Annotated in this window: 23 protein-coding genes; 10 read left to right on the forward strand and 13 right to left on the reverse strand. The window is 72.9% G+C overall.

Annotated elements, in window-relative coordinates; genetic code table 11:
- Positions 1–109: 109 nt before the first annotated feature.
- The 3 genes from ACFVSN_RS01695 to ACFVSN_RS01705 all read left to right on the forward strand — a co-directional run bounded on the left by ACFVSN_RS01695 (position 110) and on the right by ACFVSN_RS01705 (position 3,607).
- A complete protein-coding gene (locus tag ACFVSN_RS01695) occupies positions 110–1,741 on the forward strand; it encodes an alpha/beta hydrolase (RefSeq protein ID WP_387953584.1) in 1,632 nt (543 codons plus the stop codon).
- 215 nt (positions 1,742–1,956) lie between these two features.
- Complete coding sequence (locus ACFVSN_RS01700; RefSeq protein WP_380490616.1) at positions 1,957–2,976, forward strand: AraC family transcriptional regulator; 1,020 nt, start codon at positions 1,957–1,959, stop codon at positions 2,974–2,976.
- A 232-nt stretch (positions 2,977–3,208) separates the two neighbouring features.
- A complete protein-coding gene (locus tag ACFVSN_RS01705; protein WP_380435384.1) occupies positions 3,209–3,607 on the forward strand; it encodes a hypothetical protein in 399 nt (132 codons plus the stop codon).
- An 81-nt stretch (positions 3,608–3,688) separates the two neighbouring features.
- Here ACFVSN_RS01705 and ACFVSN_RS01710 read toward each other — a convergent pair whose 3' ends face one another.
- Both ACFVSN_RS01710 and ACFVSN_RS01715 read right to left on the reverse strand, forming a co-directional pair.
- Positions 3,689–4,369 (reverse strand): hypothetical protein, encoded by a 681-nt coding sequence (locus tag ACFVSN_RS01710; protein WP_387592667.1) that lies wholly within the window; start codon positions 4,367–4,369, stop codon positions 3,689–3,691.
- Positions 4,366–4,944: a sigma factor-like helix-turn-helix DNA-binding protein gene (locus ACFVSN_RS01715; RefSeq protein ID WP_380435382.1), complete on the reverse strand. Its 579-nt coding sequence runs from the start codon at positions 4,942–4,944 to the stop codon at positions 4,366–4,368. Before ACFVSN_RS01715 ends, ACFVSN_RS01710 begins: the two co-directional genes overlap by 4 nt.
- 217 nt (positions 4,945–5,161) lie before the next feature.
- Between ACFVSN_RS01715 and ACFVSN_RS01720 the strand changes: the two genes are divergently transcribed.
- The gene (locus tag ACFVSN_RS01720) at positions 5,162–5,980 is read left to right on the forward strand and encodes an SAM-dependent methyltransferase (protein WP_387592664.1); all 819 of its coding nucleotides are present in this window, start codon (positions 5,162–5,164) and stop codon (positions 5,978–5,980) included.
- A gap of 14 nt (positions 5,981–5,994) precedes the next feature.
- On the opposite strand, the gene ACFVSN_RS01725 is transcribed toward ACFVSN_RS01720, so the two are convergent.
- From ACFVSN_RS01725 to ACFVSN_RS01735, 3 genes are all read right to left on the reverse strand, one after another.
- Positions 5,995–7,113, reverse strand: a complete 1,119-nt coding sequence (locus ACFVSN_RS01725; protein WP_387592661.1) for an alpha/beta hydrolase — start codon at positions 7,111–7,113, stop codon at positions 5,995–5,997.
- Positions 7,114–7,214: 101 nt separating this feature from the next.
- Positions 7,215–7,940 carry a response regulator gene (locus ACFVSN_RS01730; protein WP_387592658.1) on the reverse strand — a complete coding sequence of 242 codons (726 nt, stop codon included), beginning with the start codon at positions 7,938–7,940 and terminating at the stop codon, positions 7,215–7,217.
- Positions 7,937–9,208, reverse strand: coding sequence for a sensor histidine kinase (locus tag ACFVSN_RS01735; protein ID WP_387592655.1), 1,272 nt, complete (start codon positions 9,206–9,208; stop codon positions 7,937–7,939). The genes ACFVSN_RS01730 and ACFVSN_RS01735 overlap by 4 nt, the downstream gene beginning before the upstream one ends.
- A 122-nt stretch (positions 9,209–9,330) precedes the next feature.
- Here ACFVSN_RS01735 and ACFVSN_RS01740 point away from each other — a divergent pair, with 122 nt between their 5' ends.
- The 3 genes from ACFVSN_RS01740 (at position 9,331) to ACFVSN_RS01750 (ending at position 10,897) form a co-directional block, all read left to right on the forward strand.
- Complete coding sequence (locus tag ACFVSN_RS01740) at positions 9,331–9,714, forward strand: DUF4190 domain-containing protein (RefSeq protein ID WP_387592652.1); 384 nt, start codon at positions 9,331–9,333, stop codon at positions 9,712–9,714.
- A gap of 100 nt (positions 9,715–9,814) precedes the next feature.
- Positions 9,815–10,258 carry an SSI family serine proteinase inhibitor gene (locus tag ACFVSN_RS01745; RefSeq protein ID WP_387592649.1) on the forward strand — a complete coding sequence of 148 codons (444 nt, stop codon included), beginning with the start codon at positions 9,815–9,817 and terminating at the stop codon, positions 10,256–10,258.
- Positions 10,259–10,303: 45 nt separating this feature from the next.
- Positions 10,304–10,897, forward strand: coding sequence for a DUF4291 domain-containing protein (locus tag ACFVSN_RS01750; protein ID WP_387592713.1), 594 nt, complete (start codon positions 10,304–10,306; stop codon positions 10,895–10,897).
- Here ACFVSN_RS01750 and ACFVSN_RS01755 read toward each other — a convergent pair whose 3' ends face one another.
- The 5 genes from ACFVSN_RS01755 to ACFVSN_RS01775 form a co-directional block, all read right to left on the reverse strand.
- Positions 10,898–11,716: an MBL fold metallo-hydrolase gene (locus tag ACFVSN_RS01755; protein ID WP_387592646.1), complete on the reverse strand. Its 819-nt coding sequence runs from the start codon at positions 11,714–11,716 to the stop codon at positions 10,898–10,900.
- Positions 11,717–11,867: 151 nt separating this feature from the next.
- A complete protein-coding gene (locus ACFVSN_RS01760; protein ID WP_380490598.1) occupies positions 11,868–12,323 on the reverse strand; it encodes a hypothetical protein in 456 nt (151 codons plus the stop codon).
- Positions 12,324–12,501: 178 nt separating this feature from the next.
- Complete coding sequence (locus ACFVSN_RS01765) at positions 12,502–14,403, reverse strand: putative Ig domain-containing protein (RefSeq protein ID WP_380490596.1); 1,902 nt, start codon at positions 14,401–14,403, stop codon at positions 12,502–12,504.
- Between the two features lie 474 nt (positions 14,404–14,877).
- A complete protein-coding gene (locus tag ACFVSN_RS01770; protein ID WP_387592643.1) occupies positions 14,878–15,759 on the reverse strand; it encodes a geranyl diphosphate 2-C-methyltransferase in 882 nt (293 codons plus the stop codon).
- A 121-nt stretch (positions 15,760–15,880) separates the two neighbouring features.
- On the reverse strand, positions 15,881–17,164 hold the full coding sequence (locus ACFVSN_RS01775) for a family 2 encapsulin nanocompartment cargo protein terpene cyclase (protein WP_387592641.1): 1,284 nt from the start codon (positions 17,162–17,164) through the stop codon (positions 15,881–15,883).
- Positions 17,165–17,645: 481 nt separating this feature from the next.
- Here ACFVSN_RS01775 and ACFVSN_RS01780 point away from each other — a divergent pair, with 481 nt between their 5' ends.
- Positions 17,646–18,341: a hypothetical protein gene (locus ACFVSN_RS01780; protein WP_387592638.1), complete on the forward strand. Its 696-nt coding sequence runs from the start codon at positions 17,646–17,648 to the stop codon at positions 18,339–18,341.
- Between the two features lie 125 nt (positions 18,342–18,466).
- The gene (locus ACFVSN_RS01785; RefSeq protein ID WP_387592635.1) at positions 18,467–18,787 is read left to right on the forward strand and encodes a hypothetical protein; all 321 of its coding nucleotides are present in this window, start codon (positions 18,467–18,469) and stop codon (positions 18,785–18,787) included.
- Between the two features lie 43 nt (positions 18,788–18,830).
- Here the strand turns inward: ACFVSN_RS01785 and ACFVSN_RS01790 are convergent, their stop codons facing one another.
- The 3 genes from ACFVSN_RS01790 to ACFVSN_RS01800 form a co-directional block, all read right to left on the reverse strand.
- On the reverse strand, positions 18,831–20,345 hold the full coding sequence (locus ACFVSN_RS01790; protein ID WP_387592632.1) for a carboxylesterase/lipase family protein: 1,515 nt from the start codon (positions 20,343–20,345) through the stop codon (positions 18,831–18,833).
- 99 nt (positions 20,346–20,444) lie between these two features.
- A complete protein-coding gene (locus ACFVSN_RS01795; protein WP_387592629.1) occupies positions 20,445–20,804 on the reverse strand; it encodes a hypothetical protein in 360 nt (119 codons plus the stop codon).
- Between the two features lie 129 nt (positions 20,805–20,933).
- Positions 20,934–21,383 carry an Lrp/AsnC family transcriptional regulator gene (locus ACFVSN_RS01800; RefSeq protein WP_380435367.1) on the reverse strand — a complete coding sequence of 150 codons (450 nt, stop codon included), beginning with the start codon at positions 21,381–21,383 and terminating at the stop codon, positions 20,934–20,936.
- A gap of 121 nt (positions 21,384–21,504) precedes the next feature.
- Here ACFVSN_RS01800 and ACFVSN_RS01805 point away from each other — a divergent pair, with 121 nt between their 5' ends.
- Positions 21,505–22,302: a hypothetical protein gene (locus ACFVSN_RS01805; protein ID WP_387592626.1), complete on the forward strand. Its 798-nt coding sequence runs from the start codon at positions 21,505–21,507 to the stop codon at positions 22,300–22,302.
- The last annotated feature ends 139 nt before the right edge of the window (positions 22,303–22,441 follow it).

Raw genomic sequence — 22,441 nt, forward strand, 5'->3', positions numbered from 1 at the left:
TGGCGGGCCGCACTTCGTCGCCCTTTGTCCGGCTTCTGCCGCGGACCCGGGGGCGGGAAGGACCCTCCCCGTACGATCGATGTCGCAGGCGAATGATATGTGTGTGCGCGTGAAGAACCTCCGTCCCTCGCGACGCGCCACCCTGCCCGTGGCCGTCACCGCCGCCCTCGGTGCGGCACTCCTCGCCGGCTGCACGAGCTCGGGCGGCGGCACCACCGCCGCCTCCGGCACGCCCTCACCCAGCGCCACCACCGCGGCGACGCCGACCGCCACGCCGACCCCGACGCCCAGGCCCACCGGCGCCGCCGACCCGGCGCTCAAGGCGTTCTACGGCCAGCAACTCGCCTGGGCGGCCTGCCCGCCGGACCCGAAAACCGGCACGACGGACGACTCCGCCCTGCAGTGCACCACCCTCAAGGTGCCGCTCGACTACGCCAACCCGGCCACCGGCACGCTCGACGTCGCCGTCGTCCGCGACCCCGCCGGCAAGCCCGACCAGCGCGTCGGCTCGCTGCTCCTCAACCCCGGCGGCCCGGGCGGCTCCGGGGTGAACATGGTCAAGGCCGGTGCCAAGCAGTCCAAGGGCACCACGCTGCACGACCGCTTCGACATGGTCGGCTTCGACCCCCGCGGCGCCGGCGCCACCAGCCCGATCAACTGCCTGGACGACCACGCCCGCGACGGCTGGCTCACCACCGACCAGCCCGGCGACGACCACGGCAAGGCGCTCGCCGACGCCTGCCAGGCGAAGTACGCGAGCGTCCTGCCGTACGTCGGCACCCGCAACACCGCCCGCGACATGGACGTCCTGCGCGCGGCCCTCGGCGACCAGAAGCTCAACTACCTGGGCATGTCCTACGGCACCTACCTCGGCTCGCTCTACGCCGAGGAGTTCCCGGACCGCGTCGGCCACCTGGTGCTCGACGGCGCCACCTCGCCGTCCACCAGCCTCGTGCAGCACAACGTCGAGCAGCAGGCCGGCTTCGAGCGCGCCCTCAAGGCCTTCGCCGCCGACTGCGCCGGCAAGGACGGCTGCCCGCTCGGCCAGGACCCCGACCGGGCCCCGCAGAAGCTCGCCGACTTCCTCGACGGCCTCAAGGACAAGCCGCTCACCACCTCCGACGGCCGCACCCTCACCGCCACGGCCGCCTGGAACGGCGTGCTCGACAACCTGTACGGCGGCGAGCGGGACTGGAAGCCGCTGCGCGAGATCATCAAGGCCGCGATGCGCGGCAAGGGCGACTACCTCTACCAGCTCGCCGACGGCGCCTCCGGCCGCGACAAGGACGGGCACTACAAGGCCTCGGCCGACGCGTACACCGCGATCCACTGCGCCGACGGCGCGACGAACACCCCGCCCGCCGACCAGCTCCAGGCCGCGCTCGCCGACCTCGCGACCAAGGCGCCGCTGGTCAGCAAGCACAACCCGGCGGCCGCCCTGTTCGACCCGGACTGCCGCACCTGGCCGGCCGCCTCCGCCGAGAAGCCGCACGCGGTCAAGTCGGCCGCCACCAACCCGATCGTCGTCGTCGGCTCCACCGGCGACCCGGCCACGCCGTACGCGTGGGCGGAGAAGCTCACCTCCGAGCTGGGCAACGCCGTCCTGCTGACCCGCGAGGGCGAGGGGCACACCGGGTACGGCGCGAGCAGCTGCATCCGGACCGCCGTCGACGCCTTCCTGGTGGACGGCACCGTCCCGGCCGCCGGGACGCGCTGCCCGACGGACGCATCGGCCGGCTGACCGGCCGGCCGACCGGCTGACGGACTGACGGGTTGACCGGCTGACGGACTGACACCCCACGACCTGGGAGGTGCCGCGCATCGCGGCACCTCCCAGGCTTTTCTCATCCCCGCCCCCGGGAACGATCTGTCATGTGCACGCTATTGTGGGCCGATCCAACAACTTTCAACGACCCAGGTGACACCTGATATTCCACCAGAGAAGGCCGGGGGGCCATGCCAGCTGACTTCGATCCCGGCCCGCACGCCGACGACGCCCGTGCGGGCCTGCTCTACCAGGGCGGAGACGTCGAAGAACTCCACGCCCTGGTCAGCGCCCACTTCTCGCCCCACCGCCTGCGCGTCGTCGACCACGACCGGCGCGCCGACGGCCAGTTCCGCCGGATCTGGGCCGGGCCCGTCTCGGTCTACGACCTCGGGTACGGCACCGCCGTGGAGATCGACCCGGGCGAACTGGCCAGGTTCTACAACGTCCACATCCCGCTCGCCGGCCACGGCACCGTCACCGTCGACGGCACCGAACTGCCCACGACGCTCAGCATCGCCGGGCCCGGCCAGCGGCTCGCCATGGCCTGGAACGGCGACAGCCTCAACCGCGTCGTCCTGATCACCCGCCAGGCCCTCGACGACGCCCTGGCCGTCCGGCTCGGCGACACGCCATCGGGCATCACCCGCTTCGACCCGGTGCTCGACACCGGCTCGGGCACCGTCGCCGCGTGGCTGAGCACCGTGCAGAGCTTCACCCGCTCCGCCGAGTCCGGCCTGCTCGACGCCTCACCGCTCGCGCGCGGACACTTCGAACAGCTGCTGGTCCACGGCCTCCTGGACGCCCAGCCGCACCGGATCAGCCCCTGGTCGGGCCCGGACCGCGCGGCACCCGCCGGAGCCGTCGGCCGCGCCCTCGCCTACTGCAGCGACCACGCGCACGAACCGATCTCGGTCGCCGACATGGCCGTGGCCGCCCGGGTCAGCGTGCGCAGCCTGCGGGCCGGCTTCCGCAGCCGGCTCGGCACGACCCCGCTCGCCCACCTGCGGAACGTCCGGCTGGAGGCGGCCCACCGCGACCTGCTCGCGATGGCCCGTGGGGAGGCCACCGCGAGCACCGTGACCGAGGTCGCCCTGCGCTGGGGCTTCACACACCTGGGCCGCTTCGCCGAGACGTACCGCAAGACGTACGGACGGACGCCGTCGGCGGTCCTGCGCGAGAACCGGCCCCCGCGAGAACGCATCCATTAGACCGTCCGCGCCCGGCGGGGCACTATCCATCCACGGCAGCGGCGGAGCGGCCGCGGATGGATAGCCCGCCCGGACCCGGCCAGGTAAGCCTTGCCTCACGGGAAAGGCCGCAGTGCGCCGTCGGTCGTTCGTGCGCAACTCCTCGGCGCGGCACGGCCCGTCGTCCGGCACGACCCGTCGTCCGGCACAGCCCGTTGTCCAGCAAGGCCCGCTGTCCAGAAAGGGATGCCCCATGCCGATGAGTCGTAAGGTCCCCGGCGCTCTCGCCGTCCTCGTCCTCACCGCCGGCCTCGTCGCCACCGCCCCGAGCGCCGGCGCGGCGCCCGGCATGCGGGAGGCCTCCGCCAGGCCGGCCGTCACCGCCGACTGCAGCGTGCACGGCGACGGCAGGCTGTGGTGCGGCAACAACGCCGGCGCCCGGGCCTTCGCCGACCGCTCCTACCGCTCCGCGACCCGCGGCACCCTGGTGGGCGGCTACAACTGGTTCGACTGCTGGGGCCACGGCGACACCCACCCCGGCGGAAACGACATCTGGTACTGGACCCAGACCGACCAGGGCCCGTGGGGCAACGTCCCCGCCGTCGACGTCTTCACCTCCTCCGACCCGGCGCCGGGCCTGCGCCAGTGCTGACCCGCTGACGGATGCTCGCCCGGCCCGTGCCGCCCCTCCCGTCGCGGAGGGGCGGCACGGGCTCTCACTACTGCCCCGGCGCTACGCCCGTTCCGGGGCGGCCAGTTCCGAGACGAGGGCCGAGCGGGGCTGCGGGATCTCGCCGTAGTCCTCGTCGTCGGAGGTGACGGTGAGGCGGTTGATCGCCGCCTCCAGGGCGGTCGGCAGCTTCGGGTGGAGTCCCTCGTGGCAGCGGGCGAGGATGTCGTGGCGCACGTCGTCCGGGAACAGCGGCTCGGTGGCCCGGAGAGGACGGTGCTTGCGGCGCGGGGCGGCCGCGAGGCGCTCCGCCTGGTCCCGCCAGTAGGCGGCGTCCCGGGGCTCCCCCAGCCGCAGGTGGTGCAGGTGCAGCAGGTACGCGGCGGTGGAGCTGCCCGAGCCGGCGGCGAACTGCCACCAGAACTGGGCCGGGTCGTCCCGGCCGGTGACGGCCAGCAGGCACCCGAAGACCAGCGCGCCCTCGGGGTGGATGCGGTGACTGTTCACCAGCAGGTCCAGCGAGCGGCCGGCCTGCGGCGCGCCGAGCACCAGCGCGGTGGCCAGGTCCAGCTCGTGGGCGGCCTGTTCGTGCTCGGACGGGAACGGCGCGGGCGCGGCCGTCACGCGGTCCGACAGGGACGGCGAGGCGGCCAGCGCGCACGGGACGACCGTGACGTGCCGGGCCCCTTCGTGCCTGCCCCCGTCCACCCAGCCCAGTAGTCGTCCGTACGCCGCCCCCGTCATCGTTCCTCCCCTTGACATGCTTCCAGTACCACGAGCCGCCCCGACGCGAAGTCCGGCCGCCCCACCGCCCGCGCGATGCGGCGGTGGGCCTGGCGGCGGTGCGCGCGCAGCGTCGCGGGCGGGATGCCGAGGTAGGCGGCGGCCTCCTCGTCCGCCAGGCCGAGGCAGTAGGCGAGGACGACGGCGTCCCGCTGGCGCTCGGGCAGGGCCAGGACCGCGCCGAGCAGTGCGAGCTGTTCGGCGAGGGTCTCCGGGCGCAGGCCGGCCCGGTGGCAGAAGCGGCCGATCGCGGCGTCCATCGCGGCCGTCTGGACGGCGGCCGGTTCGCCCTGCGCGGCGAGCCAGGCGGCGAGGTGCTCCTTGAGCAGGCGCCAGGCGTAGGCGGCCGGGACCTCCTGGCGCAGCGCGAGCGCCCAGTTGCGGTGCAGGTGCTCCCGGGTGCGGCGGACCACGAGGGCGGCCGCGTCGCCCTGCGGGCCGACCTGGGTGCGGGCGAACGCGATCCAGGCGGGCTCGTGGGTGCCGCAGAAGGCGTCGAAGGTGAGTCTCAAGCGGGCGCCCCGGTTGATGGTCATGCCGTGGACCTTCCCGTGTGGTCGAAGGGGAACGTGCGCGCCCCCGTGACACATGCAAGCGCATCGGGGGGCTCGTCGTGCAATGGCGGCGCGCGGATCCGGCGGAGCGGACGGAAAAGTAGGACTACGGACGGAACTGACGGTTCCTCACCTATTCTTGGGCCCCGGGCGTCGTGGCGAAGGGGGAGCCGTGGGGACGGGCAGTGACGGTGCCGAGGTGGATCTGCAGCTGTACCGGGCGCATTCGGCCCGGATGTACGACTACTTCCTCGGCGGCACCACCAACTTCGCGCCCGACCGCGAGGCGGCCGGGCGGGCGATGGCCGTCTTCCCGTGGGCCCGCACCGCCGCCCGCGCCAACCGGGCGTTCATGCACCGCTCGACCCGGCTGCTCGCGGACCGCGGCATCGACCAGTTCCTCGACGTCGGCACCGGCATCCCGACCTCGCCCAACCTGCACGAAGTAGCCCAACGAGTGAATCCGCGGGCACTCGTCGTCTACGCCGACAACGACCCGATCGTGTACGCGCACGCGCAGGCGCTGCTGCACTCGACCCCGCAGGGCCGCACCGCCTACGTCCAGGCGGACGTCCGCGAACCGGAGGCCATACTGCGCTCGGCCGAACTGCGCGACACCCTCGACCTCGGCCGCCCGGTGGCGCTCAGCCTGGTCGCGCTGCTGCACTTCGTGCCGGGCGAGGACGACGCCCACGCGATCGTCGAGCGGCTCAAGCGGGCCATGCCCGCCGGCAGCGCGCTCGTGCTCAGCCACGGCACTCCGGACTTCGCCCCCGCCGAGACCGAGCGCGCCGCGCAGGTCTACCAGGCCGCCGGGACCGCGGTACGGATGCGCACCCGGGAGGAGATCGCCGGCTTCTTCGACGGCTGGCAGCTGCTCGACCCGGGCCTCGTCGCCAGCCACCGCTGGCGCCCGGACGCCGGCGAGGACGGCGGGGGCGGCGAGGACGGCGCCGGCCCGGGCGGGGCGACGGACGCGCAGGTCTCCGCCTACGCGGCCGTCGCCGTCAAGCCCTGAGCCCGGGCCGGTGATCAGCCCGTCTTCCCGACGGCCTGGGTCAGCCACGCGAACACCGACGGCACCATCGGCTCCCACGTGGACGTCAGGTGCGGCCCGTTGACCTCGACCGGGGTGACGGCGGTCGGTGCCTTCGCGGCCTTCTGCAGCGCGACCGCGTCCTCGTAGCCGTCGCCCTTCTTGCCCGTCACGTACAGCGCGACGTCCGGCGGGGTCTGCGCGTGCTGCAGCATGTAGAGCGGGTTGGAGACCTCCCGCAGGTGCGCGTCCTTGGCGGTCAGCGAGTCGTTCTCGCCCATCGGGTCGTTGTAGCCGGACATGCTCACGGCCGCGTGGAAGCGGTTCGAGTGCGCGATGCCGAGCCGAGCCGCGCAGTGCGCGCCCGCCGAGTAGCCGGCCACGGCCCAGTTCTCCGGGCCGGGCTCGGCGCGGAAGTTGTCGAGGACCATCTGCGGCACGTCACGCGCCAGCCAGGTCTCGGCGTTGACCTTGCCGGGCACGTCGGCGCAGCCGGTGTCGACGTGCCCGGGGAGCAGCACGACGCGCGGCGAGACCAGGATGAACGGCGCGACCTGACCGGACTTCATCAGCGGCGCCAGCTGCTTGGAGACGTTCATGCTGCCGAACCAGGCGCTCGACGAGCCGGGGAAGCCGGCGAGCAGTTCGACGACCGGGAACTTCTTGTCCTTGTAGGCCGGGTCGTCGTACTGCGGCGGCGTCCAGACCAGGACCTCGCCGTCCACGCCGGAGACGCGGCCCTTCAGGTCGGTCGTCTTCACGTCCTTCGGCACGGCCTTGTCGTCCACCGGCCCGAACTGCTGGATCACCCGGGGCTGTCCGGGCGCGTTCGCGGCCGCCGTCGCGTCCCCCGCGGGCGGCACGGGCACGGCCCGGACGTGGTTGCCGGTGCCGAGCAGGTCGTCCCAGCCGCCGTAGAGGTGGTTGTCGTTGTTCACCATCACGAACACCAGGGTCACGGCGGTGACCTGGGCGAACACCACCATCCCGAACCGCGCCCCGAACCGGAGCGGCTGCGGCCCGCGCACCCGGTTCCAGAAGTACATCAGAAGGCCTATGGAGAGCGGGACGAGGACGAGCGAGAGGACGAAGAAGGGCGTGCCTGTCAGTTTCACACCCTTGTTGACGGTGAGAACGCGCGTCCGGTTGCCTCTCGTGGATCAAGCCTTGGAAGACCTTCGGCGGCGAGAGACGGACCGGTCGCCATCAGGCCGTCTCAGCCGGGGAATCCCGGCACCACCAGGCCCGATTCGTACGCGATCACCACCGCGTGGGTCCGGTTCTGCGCACCGAGCTTGGTCAGCACGTTCCCGACGTGCGTCTTCACCGTCTCCAGGCCCACCCCGAACGACTCCGCGATCTCCGGGTTGGACAGACCCGTGGCCATGAGGCGCAGCACCTCCTCCTCCCGGTCCGTCAGAGCCGCCCGGGGCAGCGCCTCGGCGGAGTTCAGCGGGCGGGCGGTGACCATCTGCCGCAGGGCCGCCGGGAAGACGATCGCCTCGCCGGCCGCGACCACCCGCACCGCCTCCGCGATCTCGGGCACCGGGAACCGCTTGAGCACGAAGCCGCAGGCCCCGGCACTGAGCGCGGCGGTGACGTACCCGTCGTTCTCGAAGGTGGTGATCACCACGACCTTCGGCGCTGCCTCCGGACCGGCCAGCAGGCGCCTGGTCGCCTCGATGCCGTTGAGGCGCGGCATCCGCACGTCCATCAGGACCACGTCCGGCCGCAGCCGCTGCGCCTCCTCGACCGCTTCGACACCGTCGGCGGCCTCCCCGACGACCGCGATCCCCTGCTGGGCCGAGAGGAGCACGCGCAGACCGCTGCGAGTCACCGCGTCGTCGTCCGCGATCAGGACGGCGACGGGGGCGACGGCGGGGGCGGGGGCGCTCACATCGGCGCTGGTCAGGGCAGGCGTGCCGGTGTCCGAAGCGATCATGACGACGAGCGTACCGGCAGCCGGACGGCGAGCCGCCAGTGCTGCGGTCCGGCCGGCCCGGACTCCATCTCGCCGTGCAGCAGCCGCACGCGCTCCGCGAGTCCGGGCAAGCCGTGCCCGGAGGTCGGGAAGGCCCGGCGGCCCGCCCCGCCCCTGGGCCCGGGACCGACCCGGTTGACCACCCCGAGCTCCAGTACGCCCGGCGCCGCCGCCACGCGGACCCGGACCGGACCGCCGGCCCCGTGCCGCAGCGCGTTGGTCAGACCCTCCTGCAGGATCCGGTACGCCGCCCGGGACAGCGTCCCGTTCACCTGCGCCCACTCGCCGGAGAGCTCCGGCTCCACCACCGCGCCCGCGTGCCGCAGCCGTTCGAGCAGCTCGGGCAGGTCGGCCAGGGTCCGTGTCGGGGCGGTCGGCGCGGCCTCCTCGCGCAGCGCGCCCAGCACGTAGTCCAGGTCCTCCAGCGCCGACCGGGCCGACTCCTCGATGCCGCGCAGCGCGGCCCGCGCCGCCACCGGGTCGGTGGCGAGCACCTCGCCCGCCACCGCCGCCTGGATCGTCGCCGCCGTCAGGGTGTGCCCGATCGAGTCGTGCAGCTCGTGGGCGAGCCGGTTGCGTTCGGCCAGCCGCCGTTCCCGCTCGGCCGCCAGCGCGAGCCGTTCCGCCGGTGACGGCCCGAGCAGCCTCGGCGCGAGCCACCGCAGCGCCTGCGTCACCGTCACGCAGCCCACCGCCGCCAGCAGCAGGCACACGAGCGCCGCCACCCCGCGCGACCAGGCGCCGTCCGCCCGCACCGTCCGGCCGAAGAGGCTCAGCCCCGCGTCGGCGCCGAGCGGGAGGGTGAGGGCGGCGAGGAGCAGGAGACCGCTCACCATCGTCCCCATCCATCCGAGGGCCACGTGCAGCAGCAGCCAGAGCGGAGTCCGGAGGCGATCGGCGGGGACGGGCACGGGAGGATTCGTCCCCGTGCCGGGTGGGGCCGCGCGCCGACGGATGACCACCGGATCCGGCAACGGCACCTTCAGCGCCCACCGGGCGCACGCGACCAGTACCCGCCGCGTCGTGCGTGCCAGCCCGACCGTGCCCACGAGCGCGGCCCAGGCCACCAGGGTCACGACGACCTGCGCCGCGTAGGGAGCGGACCGCCACGCCAGCGCCGGGAGCATCGCGAGGGGCAGCAGCGGAAGGCTCACCACCGCACCGCAGATGGCGAACAGCGCACCCGAGTACGTGGAGCCGCTCAGGAGCGGCCGGATTCCCTTGATCATGATCTGACCAGTATCGCGGTCGTGATCCACCGGGGGCCTCCCCCGATCGGGGGAGCGCCCTTTCCCGCTCTCCCGGGATGTGCTCCGGGAGGTCCGCGGACCAGGATCGTCCCATCCACCTGATGGGAGAACCCCTGTTGAACGCGCACGACACCCGGGCCGCCGGGACGCCCCTGCACCACACCCCGCCCGCCAGGAACGGCCTGGCCGTGGCGGCCGTGGTGCTGGGCACGGCGAGCCTGCTCACCTCGGTCGCCTTCATCGGCGGCCCGCTCGGCGTGATCGGCCTGGTCCTGGGCATCGCAGCGCTGCCGAAGGCCCGGCGGACCGGCACCGGCCGGGGCGCGGCCGTCACGGCCGTGGTGACGTCGTCCCTCGCGATCGTGGTGTCCGGCCTCGTCGCAGTCTTCTTCGTCTGGTACGCCAACCGGACGCAGGCGTGCTATCAGCCCGACAGCTTCCACCAGTACACGGAGTGCGTACGCCAACACCTCTCCGGGAACTGACCGGCCGCCGACCTGGTGCCGTGGCCCCCGGGGCCGTGTCCCCGGGGGCGGGCGAGTCGTTGTCCGTCCGGCCGGTCGCCGTCCCCGAGGGAGCACTCCCATGCCCAAGCCCCGCACCACCGCTGCTGCCGCCGCCGCGACCCTCGCGCTGCTCGCCCTCGCCGCGCCGGCCACGGCGGCGCAGGCCCGGACGACGACGGCGAACTGGCTGAACGTCGCGGTCTTCGCCGGCTCGGACGACAAGCAGCTGATCGGCCGCGACAGCACCACCCTGCACTGCGCCGACGACGGCTCGGCGACCGGCCACCCCCACGCCGCCCAGGCCTGCCGGGACCTCGCGGCGGCCGACGGCGACATCGACCGGATCGCCCACCGGAACGGCCTGTGCCCGATGGTCTACAGCGCCGTCACCGCGAAGGCGTACGGCACGTGGAACGGGCGGCACGTGGAGTACAGCAAGACCTTCGGCAACGACTGCGTGATGAAGGCCCAGACGGGCGCGGTCTTCGACCTCTCGGCCCCCATCGCCGAGTGGGTCCCGTAAAACCGCTGGTGGAACGGGCCGAAGGGCGGCATGCTCGGGCCCGTGATGGAAGTACCACTGCACCAGATCCGCGCCCGCCACACGCTGGAGACGATCACCGTCCACCAGGCGTACCCGCCGGAGATCGGCCCGCCCGCCGCCCGTGACGGCCGCTTCCCCGCAGCGTGGAAGCGGGACCGGATGACGTGGATCAAGCCGTCGTTCCTGTGGATGATGTACCGCTGCGGATGGGGCACCAAGGCGGGCCAGGAGACCGTCCTCGCCGTCGAGATCACGCGCGAGGGCTTCGAGTGGGCCCTGCGCAACGCGTGCCTCTCGACCTACGCCCCGGGCCTGCACCCCGACCGGGCCACCTGGCAGCGCACGTTGAAGACCGCGCCCGCCCGCGTCCAGTGGGATCCGGAGCGGGACCTCCACCTCCGGGCGCTCCCCCACCGGGCCTTGCAGCTCGGACTCTCCGGCGAGGCCGCGCACCGGTACGCGGACGAGTGGATCGTGGGCATCACCGACGTGACGGCCCTCGCCCACGAGGCCCACGCCCTCGTCCGCGCCGGCGACCTGACGGCCGCCCACGCACTGCTCCCCGAGGAGCGCCCGTACCCGGTGGACGACGGCCTCCTCGCCCACCTGCGCGGCTGATCAGCCGATCCGCGGCGCGAGGTACTCCAGCGCGTAGCCGTCGCCGGCCGGGGCCACCCGGGCGATTCCGGGTGAGTCGAGGTGGGCGCCGGCCACGAACCGCCGTGGCTGGGCGAGTTGCTCCAGGAGAGCCGCCCGCGCGGCGCGGGCCCGGGGCTGGTCGCCGTCGTACTCCCAGGCCACGTTCGGCCGGTCGAACTGCAGCGTGGGCACGTGCACGGTGTCGCCCCAGACGAGGAGGCGGCCGGTGCCGCTCCTGATGTCGTAGACGGTGTGACCGGGCGTGTGACCCGGCGCCGGGACCGCGGTCGTCCAGTCGTTGATCACGGCCTTCTCCGACACGGGGACGACCCGGTCGCGGAGCGGCTCCAGCCGTCCCGTGAACACCGGGGCGTCGCCCGCGCCGATCCACACGCGTTCGAGCTTGGCGAACGCCTCCGAACCGTCCGGCGCGATCAGGCCGCTCACGTGGTCCACGTGCCGATGGGTGATGGCCACGTCGGTGATCTGCGCGCGGTCGATCCCCGCTTCGTCGAGCGCGTCGTGGAGCAGCCCCATGGTGGGGTCGTGCCAGGCGTCGGACGCGCCGGTGTCGACGAGGACCGACCGCGTTCCGTCGGTGATGAAGAAGGCGTTGACCGACAGCCGCAGATTGCCGCCGACCAGCGGGACGGCGCCCGGCAGCACGTCGAACGCGCAGCCGTGCTCGTCGCGGAGCAGCGTCGGCGACATGTCGATGTACCCGTCCCGCAGCGAGACCACCCGCAGGTCGCCGAACTCGAACGCGGCATGGTGGCGGCCGCTCGACGTCAAACGCATGGAATCTCCGTCGGGTTGGGGTGCATCACGCATCTCGGGTGGAAGATCTCCATCCTCGGCCACCCGGGCGGCGCTGTCCAAGGCCGAGGCGGTCCGGCCCGGGACCGGAACCGGAACCGGAACCGGGCCGCCCGGACCGGAACCGCATCGCTCAGCCCGTGACCTCCACCGTGACGTCGTAGGTGCGCTGGTCCGGCCCGCACGCGAGGGCCTCGCCGCAGACCGTGCGGGTGGCGGTGAGGTGGACGGTGCCGGCCGCGTGGGCGGTGAACGCCGTCGTCACGGTGCCGCAGCCGGCGCCGGGGCGGCAGGACGGGGACGGGGCGGTCGTCGGGGTGCCGCTCGGCGCGGCGATGTCGGCGGCCGAGCTGGCGGGGGCGGACCAGTACGTGCTGTGGAGCTGGACGGTGACGGTCGAACCGACCGGGACCTTGACCGTGGTGCGGTCGGCGTGTTCGTCCACCGTGACCGCCGCGGGACTCGGGGTCGGAGAGGCCGGTGCGCCCGCCCCGGTGGACGCTCCGGTGGAGGCCCCGGTGGAGGCGCAGCCGGTCAGGGCGAGGAGGGCGGCGGCCAGGGCCAGGGTGGCGGGTCGTCTCAGGTTCACGGTGGGGTTCCCTCGTGCTGGTGGGGGCTGCTGTGGTGCCGGTTGGACGCGGCCGGGGCGCGATCGGATCCCTCCTGAGCAGGAAAGAAGCGGTAAAGCCGCAGGAAAAAGCGCCGCACCGGGGCGGGCCGTGTGGCCCACCCCGGTGCGGTCGGTCGAGCTGAGGATCAGACGGGCGTCAGGAGACGGTCACGTCGTCGTAGTAGGTGTAGGTCGGGTCACCCGCGTAGTTGTCGTCGTGGTTCGACAGGGTGAGGGTGTAGCTGTGGCCCGGGGTCACGGTCGCCGTCTTGTTGGCCCACGCCGCGGTGGCGGAGCAGGTCTTGGCGAGGACCGTGGTGGTGGTGCCGGTGGTGTTGTCCTTCAGGGTGGCGGTGGCCCAGTCGTAGGTCACGGTGTCCGGGCAGGTGTTGCTGTACCAGAAGGAGACCTTGCTGGAGCCGGCCGGGGCGGTGAACGTCTGGGCGAGGCTGGAGTCACCGGTCGGGTTGGTCGAGCCGACCATCGCGCCGTAGCTGCCCGAGTGGGCGGCGGCGGCCGGGGCGGAGGTGGAGCCCGCCGCGGTCCAGCCGGAGGTGTTGCCGGCCTCGAAGCCGCCGTTGGTGATGGCGCTGCCGCCGCCACCGGTGCCGTTCTCGGTCCAGCTGAAGGAGGTGCTGCCCGCGGCGCCGGTGGTGTCGGTCGCGGTGACCGTCACGCTGGAGGTGCCGGCGGCGGTCGGGGTGCCGGAGATCAGGCCGGTCGAGGAGTTGATCGACAGGCCGGCCGGCAGGCCGGTGGCCGCGTAGGTCAGGGTCTGGCCGGAGGCCGAGTCACTGGCGCTGATCTGCAGGCTGCCCGCGGTGCCGACGGTGCCGGTCTGGCCGCCCGGGTTGGTGACGGTGACCGTGTTGCCGTGGGTCAGGATGGCGTGCGAGATCGCGCAGGAGTTGGTGTCGTTGGACCAGCTGGCCTGCTCGGCGAAGGAGCCGAAGGAGCCGAACGAGACGTTCGCGGCGCCGCCGGTGGTGCCGGGCTTGAGCCAGGCGCACTCGTCGGAGTTCTCCTGGCCGTTGTAGCTGCTGCCGGTGACGTGGTTGGTCCAGCCGCCGGCCGGGTTCTGGTCGGACATCATCTCGTGCCACTCGTGGCCGAGCGTCATCGTCCAGCCGTCCAGCGTGCCGGGCGAGTTGACGAAGCCGACGCCGCAGTTGGTGCCCGCGTCGATGTTGTACGGCTGGTTGGAGAACGCGATGTCGCCGTAGGGCGAGGAGGCCGCGCCGCCGTTCAGCGTCGTGTCGCCGTTCCAGTCGTGCCAGGCGCAGTACCCGGTGGTCGGGTTCTGGTAGTCGTCCGGGTTGGTGCCGTGCGGCGACAGGATGATGTAGTACGCGTCGCGGTTGGCCGCGCCCGTCGTGTTGCCGAAGTGCCCGGCGGCCTTGACGGCCTCCTGGGCCAGCTGGTTGCCGGTCGACTGCTGCGGCGAGGCGCCCGCGTTGTCGTACCAGACGCCGGACAGGACGCCGCCGCTCTGGTACGGCACGAAGTTGGCGTTCGACGGGCAGCTGGTGGCGCCGGTGGCGACGTTGGGGCCGTCGCACCACTGGGTCAGGTCGGCCGACCAGGTCTCGCCGTTGGTGCCGATGCCCTTGAACATCTGCTGGGTGGCACCGGCGGCGCCGGCCGAGTCGCCGGAGAAGGCCGCGTTGCCGTTGGAGTCGGTGCTCTGGGTGCCCCACTGGTTCCCGTAGAAGACCAGGTAGACCTTCGAGTGGCCGCTCTGGACGCCGATGCCGTCGACGCCGCCGCCGTAGGACAGGGTCTGCTGGCCGGTGGCGGCCGCCTGCTGCTGCGCGGCGACGAACTTCTTGTAGTTCTCGTGCTGCTTCATGCCCGGCACCGCGCCGTGGCGGTACTCGTGGCCACCGTTCTGCGGGCTCCAGGGGTTGAACTCGTTGCCGGTGTCGGCCTTCGCCCCGGAGATGTCCTGCGCGGTGGCGGTGCCGGCCGCGCCGGCCAGACCGGCGGCGGCGAGCGCCAGGGACGCTATGCCGGTGAGGGCCGCGTACTTGGCGCGACGAATTGTGCGGGAGTGACCCATGGGGTGAGGGTGCCTCTCTCGTTCCGATCGCCCGGCACGGCCGAGGGCCGCGGGCGATCCCTTGTGGGGAAGGGACCGACGGCGAATTCGCCCATGCCAATTCATCGGGTTCGCTACACCCTCGGAATTTGACTGCGCGTCGGTTCCGCCGTCTGCTGGGCATGAAGGAAAGCAGAGCTGATGAACGCGGGTCAACGGGCAAGGGTAAGGAACGATTAAGAGCGGTGTTCGCGCAGGTGAAGTGCCATGTCACGGCGCGGCCGAGCCGGCCGGACCCGAAGTTTACGCGTGTAGCCATTCACTGAATGCGGCTCGGAATACTGTTCCGGATTCAGCGATGGAGGGCACCCAACCCACTTTTCCGCCAACAGGTTTGGACCACCTCGGAGACACCGTCAAGCCCCCCCTCCGCACAAACGGCGACGGCCGCCCCGCGGGTGCGGGGCGGCCGTCGGCGGCGTCGGTGGCGGGTGGTCAGACCCGGTCGGCGGCGATCAGGACGTACTGGAACGAGCCGTCCTTGTAGGAGTTGATGAACGCCTCCTCGATGCCCGTGACGAGCGAGGTGGTGGCGCGCAGCTCCCAGTACGGCAGGGTGTCCGGGGTCAGGTCGATGACGGCCTGGGGCACGAGACGGTTGTCCGCCATGGCGCGCAGGTACTCGCGGCGGGAGTGGATGTTGCACTCGAAGTGCGCGTTGATCTGCGAGACGTACTTGGACGGCTGGCCGTAACGCGGGTTCCAGCAGCCGGTGATGGTGACGTACCGGCCGCCGACCGACAGGATGCGGGAGTGCTCGGCGAACAGGTCGTGCAGGTCGACGTACATGCTCGACTCGTTGTTCCACGAGCCCGCGACCGACCCGGTCTCGAACGGCATGTCCAGCATGTTGTGGACGTGCGAGCGGACGGAGTCGCCGATGCCCAGCTCACGGGCGCGGTTGTTGCCGAACTCGGCCTGCTGGGCGGAGAGCGTCAGGCCCTGGACCTTGCAGCCGAAGCGCTGGTGGGCCATCACCATGGAGCCGCCGCGCCCGCAGCCGGCGTCGACGAGCGTGTGGTCCGCGGTGATCGCGCCGAGGTTGTCGAGCAGCACGTCGGTCTGGGCGGACTCCAGGCGGTGGAGCTCGGTGATGACCTTCTTCTCGCGCTCGCTGTCCTCGGGGTCGCCGATGGCGGCCTCGTCGATCGCGCCGATGCCGTAGTGGTGGTGGTAGAGACCGTCGACGTCACCCAGGCGAAGATTCACGGGCCGGGCCTCATGGTCCCAGTAGCGCGCGATGTCGCCCTGGTAGGGAGTCGCCGGGCCGGGGATCGCGGCGCCGGTCTGGGTGGCGAGGTCGTCGGTGAGGGACATGCGTCGAAGCTCCTTGCATGACAGGTGAAAAGAGGTGATCAGATGTGTTCGGAAAGTGGTCTTGGACGGTCACCGGGGACGGGGACGGAAGCCGGGACCGGGTACGGGGGAACGTCGGGCGTCACCAGAAGTCCGGCAGCGTGTACCGGAAGGTGTTCGTCTGGTGCCAGTAATGGTTGCCGTCGAGCCACGCCGCCACGCCGCGCAGGAACCGCAGCAGGGTCGGGACGGGGCAGCTCGCCGCGAGCGCGGCCGCCTCCGCCTCGAAGGCGTGCATGAGCTCGTTGTGGACCTCGACGGCCTTGAGGTAGCCCTCGCGCTCGGACAGCTCCTCGCGCTCGGCGAGCACCACCGGCAGGTTCAGGTGCCGGCCGGGGCTGGCGAGCTCCTTGGTGTACGAGTACAGGTCGTTGACGATCGTGGTGGCGTTGCCGGCGAGGGCGATCACGCGCTGCATCGCGGGGAGCGCGTGCAGGTCGGACGGCAGCTCGTAGGCGCCGACCGAGTCGGTGAGCGTCGGGCAGGGACGGAAGTTGTTGAACTGGCGCATCGCCAGGTACTCCCACACCTCCGGCACGTGGTCCGTCTCGGCCCACGACGCCTCGGCCAGGTACCCGAGGTGCAGGCGCGCCATGTCGTGCCGGAAGCGGTCCGACTGCGAGGGCGTGGCGGCGGCGACGAAGTAGTCCATCGCCGACTTGTACGCCCGGCGCGGCGCGTCCGAGGACAGCGACTGCTCCCACGGCCCGTGGTACTCGGCCGTGGTGTGCAGCGCGTCGAGCGCGGTGTGCGCCAACAGCAGGCGGCCGCCGAGGCCGACGGGCGAACCGCCGTGGTCCTCGCAGTAGATGTCGTCCACGGCGTTCTCGGCGACCATCAGCCGGGCCGCGAGCATCAGGTGGTCCACGCTGGGCGCGTCCGGGTGGCAGGCGACCATGTAGCGGCCGGTGGAGAAGCCGTCGAACTGGTCCTCCCACTCCGCCGGGTAGAGCTCGATCTCGTCGATCGCCCAGGCCTTGATCCTGAGGCTCAGCTCCTCGACCCGGACGGGATCGGGCTCGACGATCGGGTGGTGGTACAGGCCCGGGATCGGATCGCCCACCTTCGGCTTGCCGCCCCCGGCCGGGGCCTCGGCGGCCTGGGCGAGCGTGCTCGGGGACGGCGCGCCCGCGGGGTCGAGCAGCGGGACGTCCAGGACCGGCACGCCGGGGACCGGGGCGGACGGGATCGCGGCGGCCGGAGCGGGGGCGGACGGCGCCTCGACGGCCGGGAGTTCGGCGACCGGGGGCTCGACGATCGGGGCCTCGACGGCCGGGCGGGTCGGATAGAGGCTCGCCGTCCCGAGGCCGGTCGGGCCGCGCAGGATCCGGTCGATGGCGGATTCGGTCGTGGCCGCGGCGCTCATGGTCGCACCACCGCGAGGGTGGCTCCGGTCCGGCGCCGCTGCGCCGGCGGTGACTCCGGTGTGGTGCCCAGGGGCATGGAGGGGCCTCCCGCTGAGAAGGGTTGCGAAGGACGTGACGGGCCGTCATTTCGCCCGGGGAGAGAGGGAACAGGCCACTCCGGACGGATCCATCCGGAGCCCGCCCTCTCGCTCGCCCCCAACCGTAGGCGGACGGGCAGGTTCAACAACGCTTCGGACGATCTTCTACACCCGAATAGGTGAACGTTCGTGTCTACGACGTTTGAAAACCCCCTCTCCCGGGCTATCGGGTCCGCGCGCCCCGCGCTCACTCCGCCCCCACGCCGAGCGACCCCCACGCCGCGGTCCTCCCGGTACGAAATATCCCCTCGTGCGGGTGGTGTTCGGCGTATCGCTCCAGGCGCACCCGGGCCCGCGCCTCTATAAAGGGCCGGTCACGTTGATCAACTGATGGGCCCTCACCATGCTGCAAGCCGCTCTGCGGGTGCTCGCCGCCCTGTCCCTCGCCTCCGCCGTCTCCACCGTCGCGGTTGCCCCGGCCGCCGCCGCGCCGGCCGTACGCGCCCCGCGTGCGGCCGCCGACGACTTGACACTCCCCTGCGGGCCCGTCCGCGACTACCGCGCCTCGGACTGGTGGCAGACGACGACCGAGCCGCAGATCGCCCAGCCGGTCGCGACCGCTGCGACCAACGAGCGCTGGCAGTGGCGCAACGACGTCAACACGCTCTGGCGCGGCGACACCCGCGAGAACGTGGACGACATCTTCCGCACCGGCTTCACCCCGCGCGGCGAGCAGGTCACCCCGCTCGCCGAGTACATCGTCAAGGGCGGCGGCCAGAGCAGCGCGCACCTCAGCACCAGTTGCGAGCTGTGGGTGGCCCAGAAGTTCGCCACCTACGGAACCGCCAAGACCGGCTGGGTCTACGAGATCTACGCCCCGGGCGGCATCGACGTCAACGCCACCGCCCGCGTCGACGACTACCAGTCCCCCTACCTCTGGAACCGGGAGATCGACTTCCCCGGCGGGGTCGACGGCCGCTACCTCAAGAGCGCCTGCAAGTACCACCTGACGTACACCGACCCGAACACGAAGATCAGCACCTTCGAGAACCTCGGCTGCAAGTCCAACACCGCCTTCGCGCCCTACCCCGCCCCCTGACGGACCGCGCGGAGCGGTGGTCCGGGAGCCCTCCGACCACCGCTCCGCGGTCAGGGCCACTCCCCCTCCGTTCCGCCGCCCGAATCCGTTCGCCTCGCCGTCGCCACTACCGGCACACTCGCCTGATGCACCTTCCCCCGCTGCTGGCCGCCATCGAGCGCGGCGACGACGACGCGGCGTTCGACCTCCTGAGCGACGTCCCGCTGGACGAGATGGCCGGCGACGACGCCGTGGACCTGCTGGCCGCTGCCGCGCACGCCGGACGGCACGAGGTGGTCCGGTGGCTCGTCGAGGACGGCGTCGACGTGGCCCTGCGCGGCGACGAACGCGGCCTGCCCGTGGTCGACGGCATCCGCCGCGGCATCAAGAACCGCTGGAGCCCGGGCGCGGGACGGCTCGCCGACATCGACTCCATGCTGCGCGCCCGCGCCCGGTCGGCCGGTTGAGCGCGCAGTGCTCCAGCGAAGGGCGCGCTCCCCGGCGGGGAGGCTAGCCGAGGAGCGGGAGGGCGGCGAAGGTGTGGTCCTGCCAGATCCGGCGGGACGTCTCCTCCGGGTACGGGACGACGGCCGGGGTCGTGTCGAACTGCCGGGCGAGGCGCTGCTCGGCGTCGTAGGGCGGCCAGCCCGGGTCTCCGTGCGTGGCGAAGGACGTCCACGCGGCACGCAGTCCGGCCGACACGGCCTCCGCCTCCGGGGACGCGGTCTCGCCGAGCAGGAGGGCCGGCTGGCCGCGGTCGAGGTTGCCGAAGACCAGTGGCACATCCAGGCCGTGGCACGCCCCGAGGATGCCGCCCATGCCCGGGGCGGGCCAGGTCAGCTCGTAGACGTGGGCCGAGCCGCCGGCGGCGGTCCGGGCTTCGGCGAGGTGGAGGCTCGGCATGCGGAACAGCCAGTCGGACAGCACCAGTTCGTGCAGTTCGTCCGGGCCGGCCGCCGGGAATCCGTCCCGGTAGCGCCGGGCGGCGTCCGGGCCCGGGCCGAAGGTCTCCAGCGCAGCGGCGGCCTGTTCGGGCGTCACCTGGCCGAGGAGGCCGTCGAGCGCGCTGAGCAGCCGCTGCTCGTTGCGCGTGTGGCCGACGAGGAGTTCGACGTCCGTGCGGGCACCGGCGGCCAGGGCCTGCCAGGGGGTCGTGGGCAGGGAGTCGCCGTCGACGACCGGCGAGTACGGGACCGACCGGTGTGCGATCGGGCCCCAGCGGTCCGCCCGTCGGGCCATCGCCGAACCGACCGCGTCACCGGCGGCGGCCAGTTCGGCGGGCGCCACCTCCGCGAGGTCGGCCGCCGTGGGCCGCAGCCCCAGCTCGGCCGCGCAGACGGTCGCGATGTCGGCGGCGAGCTCGGGCGTGAAGAACGTGCCCTGTGCGCTCTGGGCGACGGCCCGCCGGAAGAGCCCGGCCGCGCGCGGCATCGCGAGCAGGGCCGCCGCCGAACCGCCCCCGGCGGACTGGCCGAAGACCGTCACGCGATCCGGATCTCCGCCGAAGGCCCGGATGTTGTCCTGCACCCACGCCAGCGCGGCGATCTGGTCGAGCAGCCCCCGGTTGTCGGGCGCCCCTTCGAAGTGCCCGAACCCTTCCAGCCCCACCCGGTAGTTGAGCGTCACCACGACGACCCCGCCCTCGCGCGCGAGGCGTCCGCCGTCGTACTCGGGGAGCGCGGCCGTGCCGACCGTGTAGCCGCCGCCCTGGATCCACACCATCACCGGCAGCCCGGCACCCGGACCGGGCTCGGGCGTCCAGACGTTCACCGTCAGCCAGTCGTCGCCGGACTTGTCCCGCGACAGCACGCCCATGCCCAGCGCACCGCCCTGCGGCGGAGGCGGGCCGAACGCCGTCGCGTCCCGCACTCCGCTCCACCGCCCGACGCGTGCCGGCGCACCGAAGCGGCGGACACCGACGGGCGGCTCGGCGAACGGAATGCCGCGGAAGACCGCCACCCCGCCCTCCCGGGCACCCCGCACCACCCCGGCCGGCGCATCGACGACGGGCGCACCTGCGGTCATGGCGACTCCTCCGGTGGACGGCTCGGCACTCCCCCGGAGCATCTCGCCCTCGCGGGCCGCCCGCCAGTCAATTTCGCGTTCGCCGCCTGCATTCGCCGCCTACAGGAGGAGCCAGCGCACACCGCGGCGGTGGCGGACGGGCGGGATGTCCGCGCCGTCGACGTCGTGGCCCGCGCGGTGGAGTCCGCGGATCCGCTGGGCGTCCGATCGGCCCTGACGGCGGGCGCGGGCCTCGGCTGTGGCGATCCAGGTCGGGAACGAGCCCATCCGGTAGTCGAGCGCGAGGTACTCCCAGGTGGTGATCCGGCGACGCGTCGTCGTCGGAGAGGGCCTGCGGCCTTCGCGGGCAGCGGCGGCCAGTTCGGCGTTCGGGTAGCGCAGGTCGCGCAGGGACACGGACTCCGACGGGCCCTCGCGGACGCGGAGGTATCGGGGAGTGGTGCGGGCTGTGCGGGACATCGAGAGCCTCCGTAAGGCCCTCCGGACTCTCCGGAGGTACCTACGGCGGGTGGGTTGTGGTCAGCACTGTCATCGGTGGGGACGATAGCCGCGTGGACGCGCGCGGGCCGCCGAATTTCGGGGAGCCGGTCAGGTCTCCAGGGCGCGGTCCTGACCCAGCGGGACCTCGTGCAGGACGAGCCGGCTGCGGAGCTCCCGCACGCCCAGGTCGGCCTTGAGCCGGTCGATGACGGCCTCGAACTCGCGGGCGTCCGTCACCGCCATGCGCAGCTGGAAGTCGTAGTCCCCGGTGAGGCGCATCGCGCCGATCACCTGTGGCACGCCGGCGAGTTGCTCCTCGAAGCCCCGGCGGTCGACGCCCTCGCCGAGGCGGATGTCGCTGATCATCTGCATGCCGCGCCCGAACGCCTCCAGGTTCAGCTCGGCGCGGTAGCCCCGGATGACCCCCTCCGCCTGGAGCCGCCGGACGCGGTCGGCGACGGTGTTCGCCGAGAGCCGGACCTGGCGGCCGAGCTCCTGGTAGGTCGCGCGGCCGTCCTGGAGGAGGAGGGCGAGGAGCTGGCGGTCGATGCGGTCCATGGTGGCCATGCTACAAACTCTCGGCAAGATGGCGATCCTGCCGAGTTTCCCGCGCCAGGATATGCCCCTCCGCCTCGATGTCCGACACAAAATCGGACCAATCGGCGCAAGGATCGCAGTCATGGAAACGCTGCTGCTCCGGGCCGCTCTCGCCCCGTCCCTCGTCCTGCTCGCCTCGATCGTCGCGCGGCGGTTGGGCCCGCGCCGCGGCGGGCAACTGCTCGGCGCGCCGACGAGCACCGGCCCGTTCCTGGCCCTGACCTGGCTCGCCGCCGGCCCCGCCAAGGTGGCGGACGCCGCGCACGGCACCGTCACGGGGACGCTGGTGGTGGCGTGCTTCTGCCTCGCCTACGCGCGCTTCGCCCCGGCCCGCCGCCCGGCCTGGACGCTCGCACGCGCGCTGCTGTGCACGGCAGCGGCCGGGCTGGTCGGGACGTTGTGCGGGACCGTCTGGCTCACGGCCGGCCTGACGTCGGCGGTGATCGTCACCGGGCTCCTGACCTGGCCGGAGGCCGACCCCGACGAAAGGCGGACGAGCCCGGCGCGGGCGTGGGAGATCCCGGTCCGGATGCTGCTGTCCGGCGTGACGGTGGCGGGCGCCCTCGCCGCCGGGGCGGCGCTGGGCCCGTTCGTGGGCGGGGTCCTGTCGTCGGTGCCGGTGCTGCTGTCGGTGATGGGGACATCGGTGCACCGCACAGCCGGCGCAGCCGCCGCCGTCGAGATGATGCGCGGCGCCCTCACCTCCGCCGCGGGCACGCTCGTCTTCCTGCTGGTCCTCTGCACGGCCCCCACTCGGCTCGACCCGGTGACCGCCTTCGTCCTCGCCCTCGTCGCCTTGGCGGCAGCCGACTCGCTCCTGCGACTCGGCATCGCCAGGGCCGCCCGGCGCTCCCGGGAACTTCCCGGCCTGCTCACCTGATCCAGGCCTCTTCGACCGACGGTTCTGGGTTCCTCCCCCGCGATGTCACGTCCCTCGGCGCTACCCGGTCTACCCGTTGGGTGTGGCCGTTGCGCGAGGCGGCGGCCGCAGCCGGACGGAACTTCGGTAGTGGAAGGGG

The sequence above is a fragment of the Kitasatospora sp. NPDC057904 genome (assembly GCF_042887925.1).
Classification (GTDB): Bacteria; Actinomycetota; Actinomycetes; order Streptomycetales; family Streptomycetaceae; genus Kitasatospora.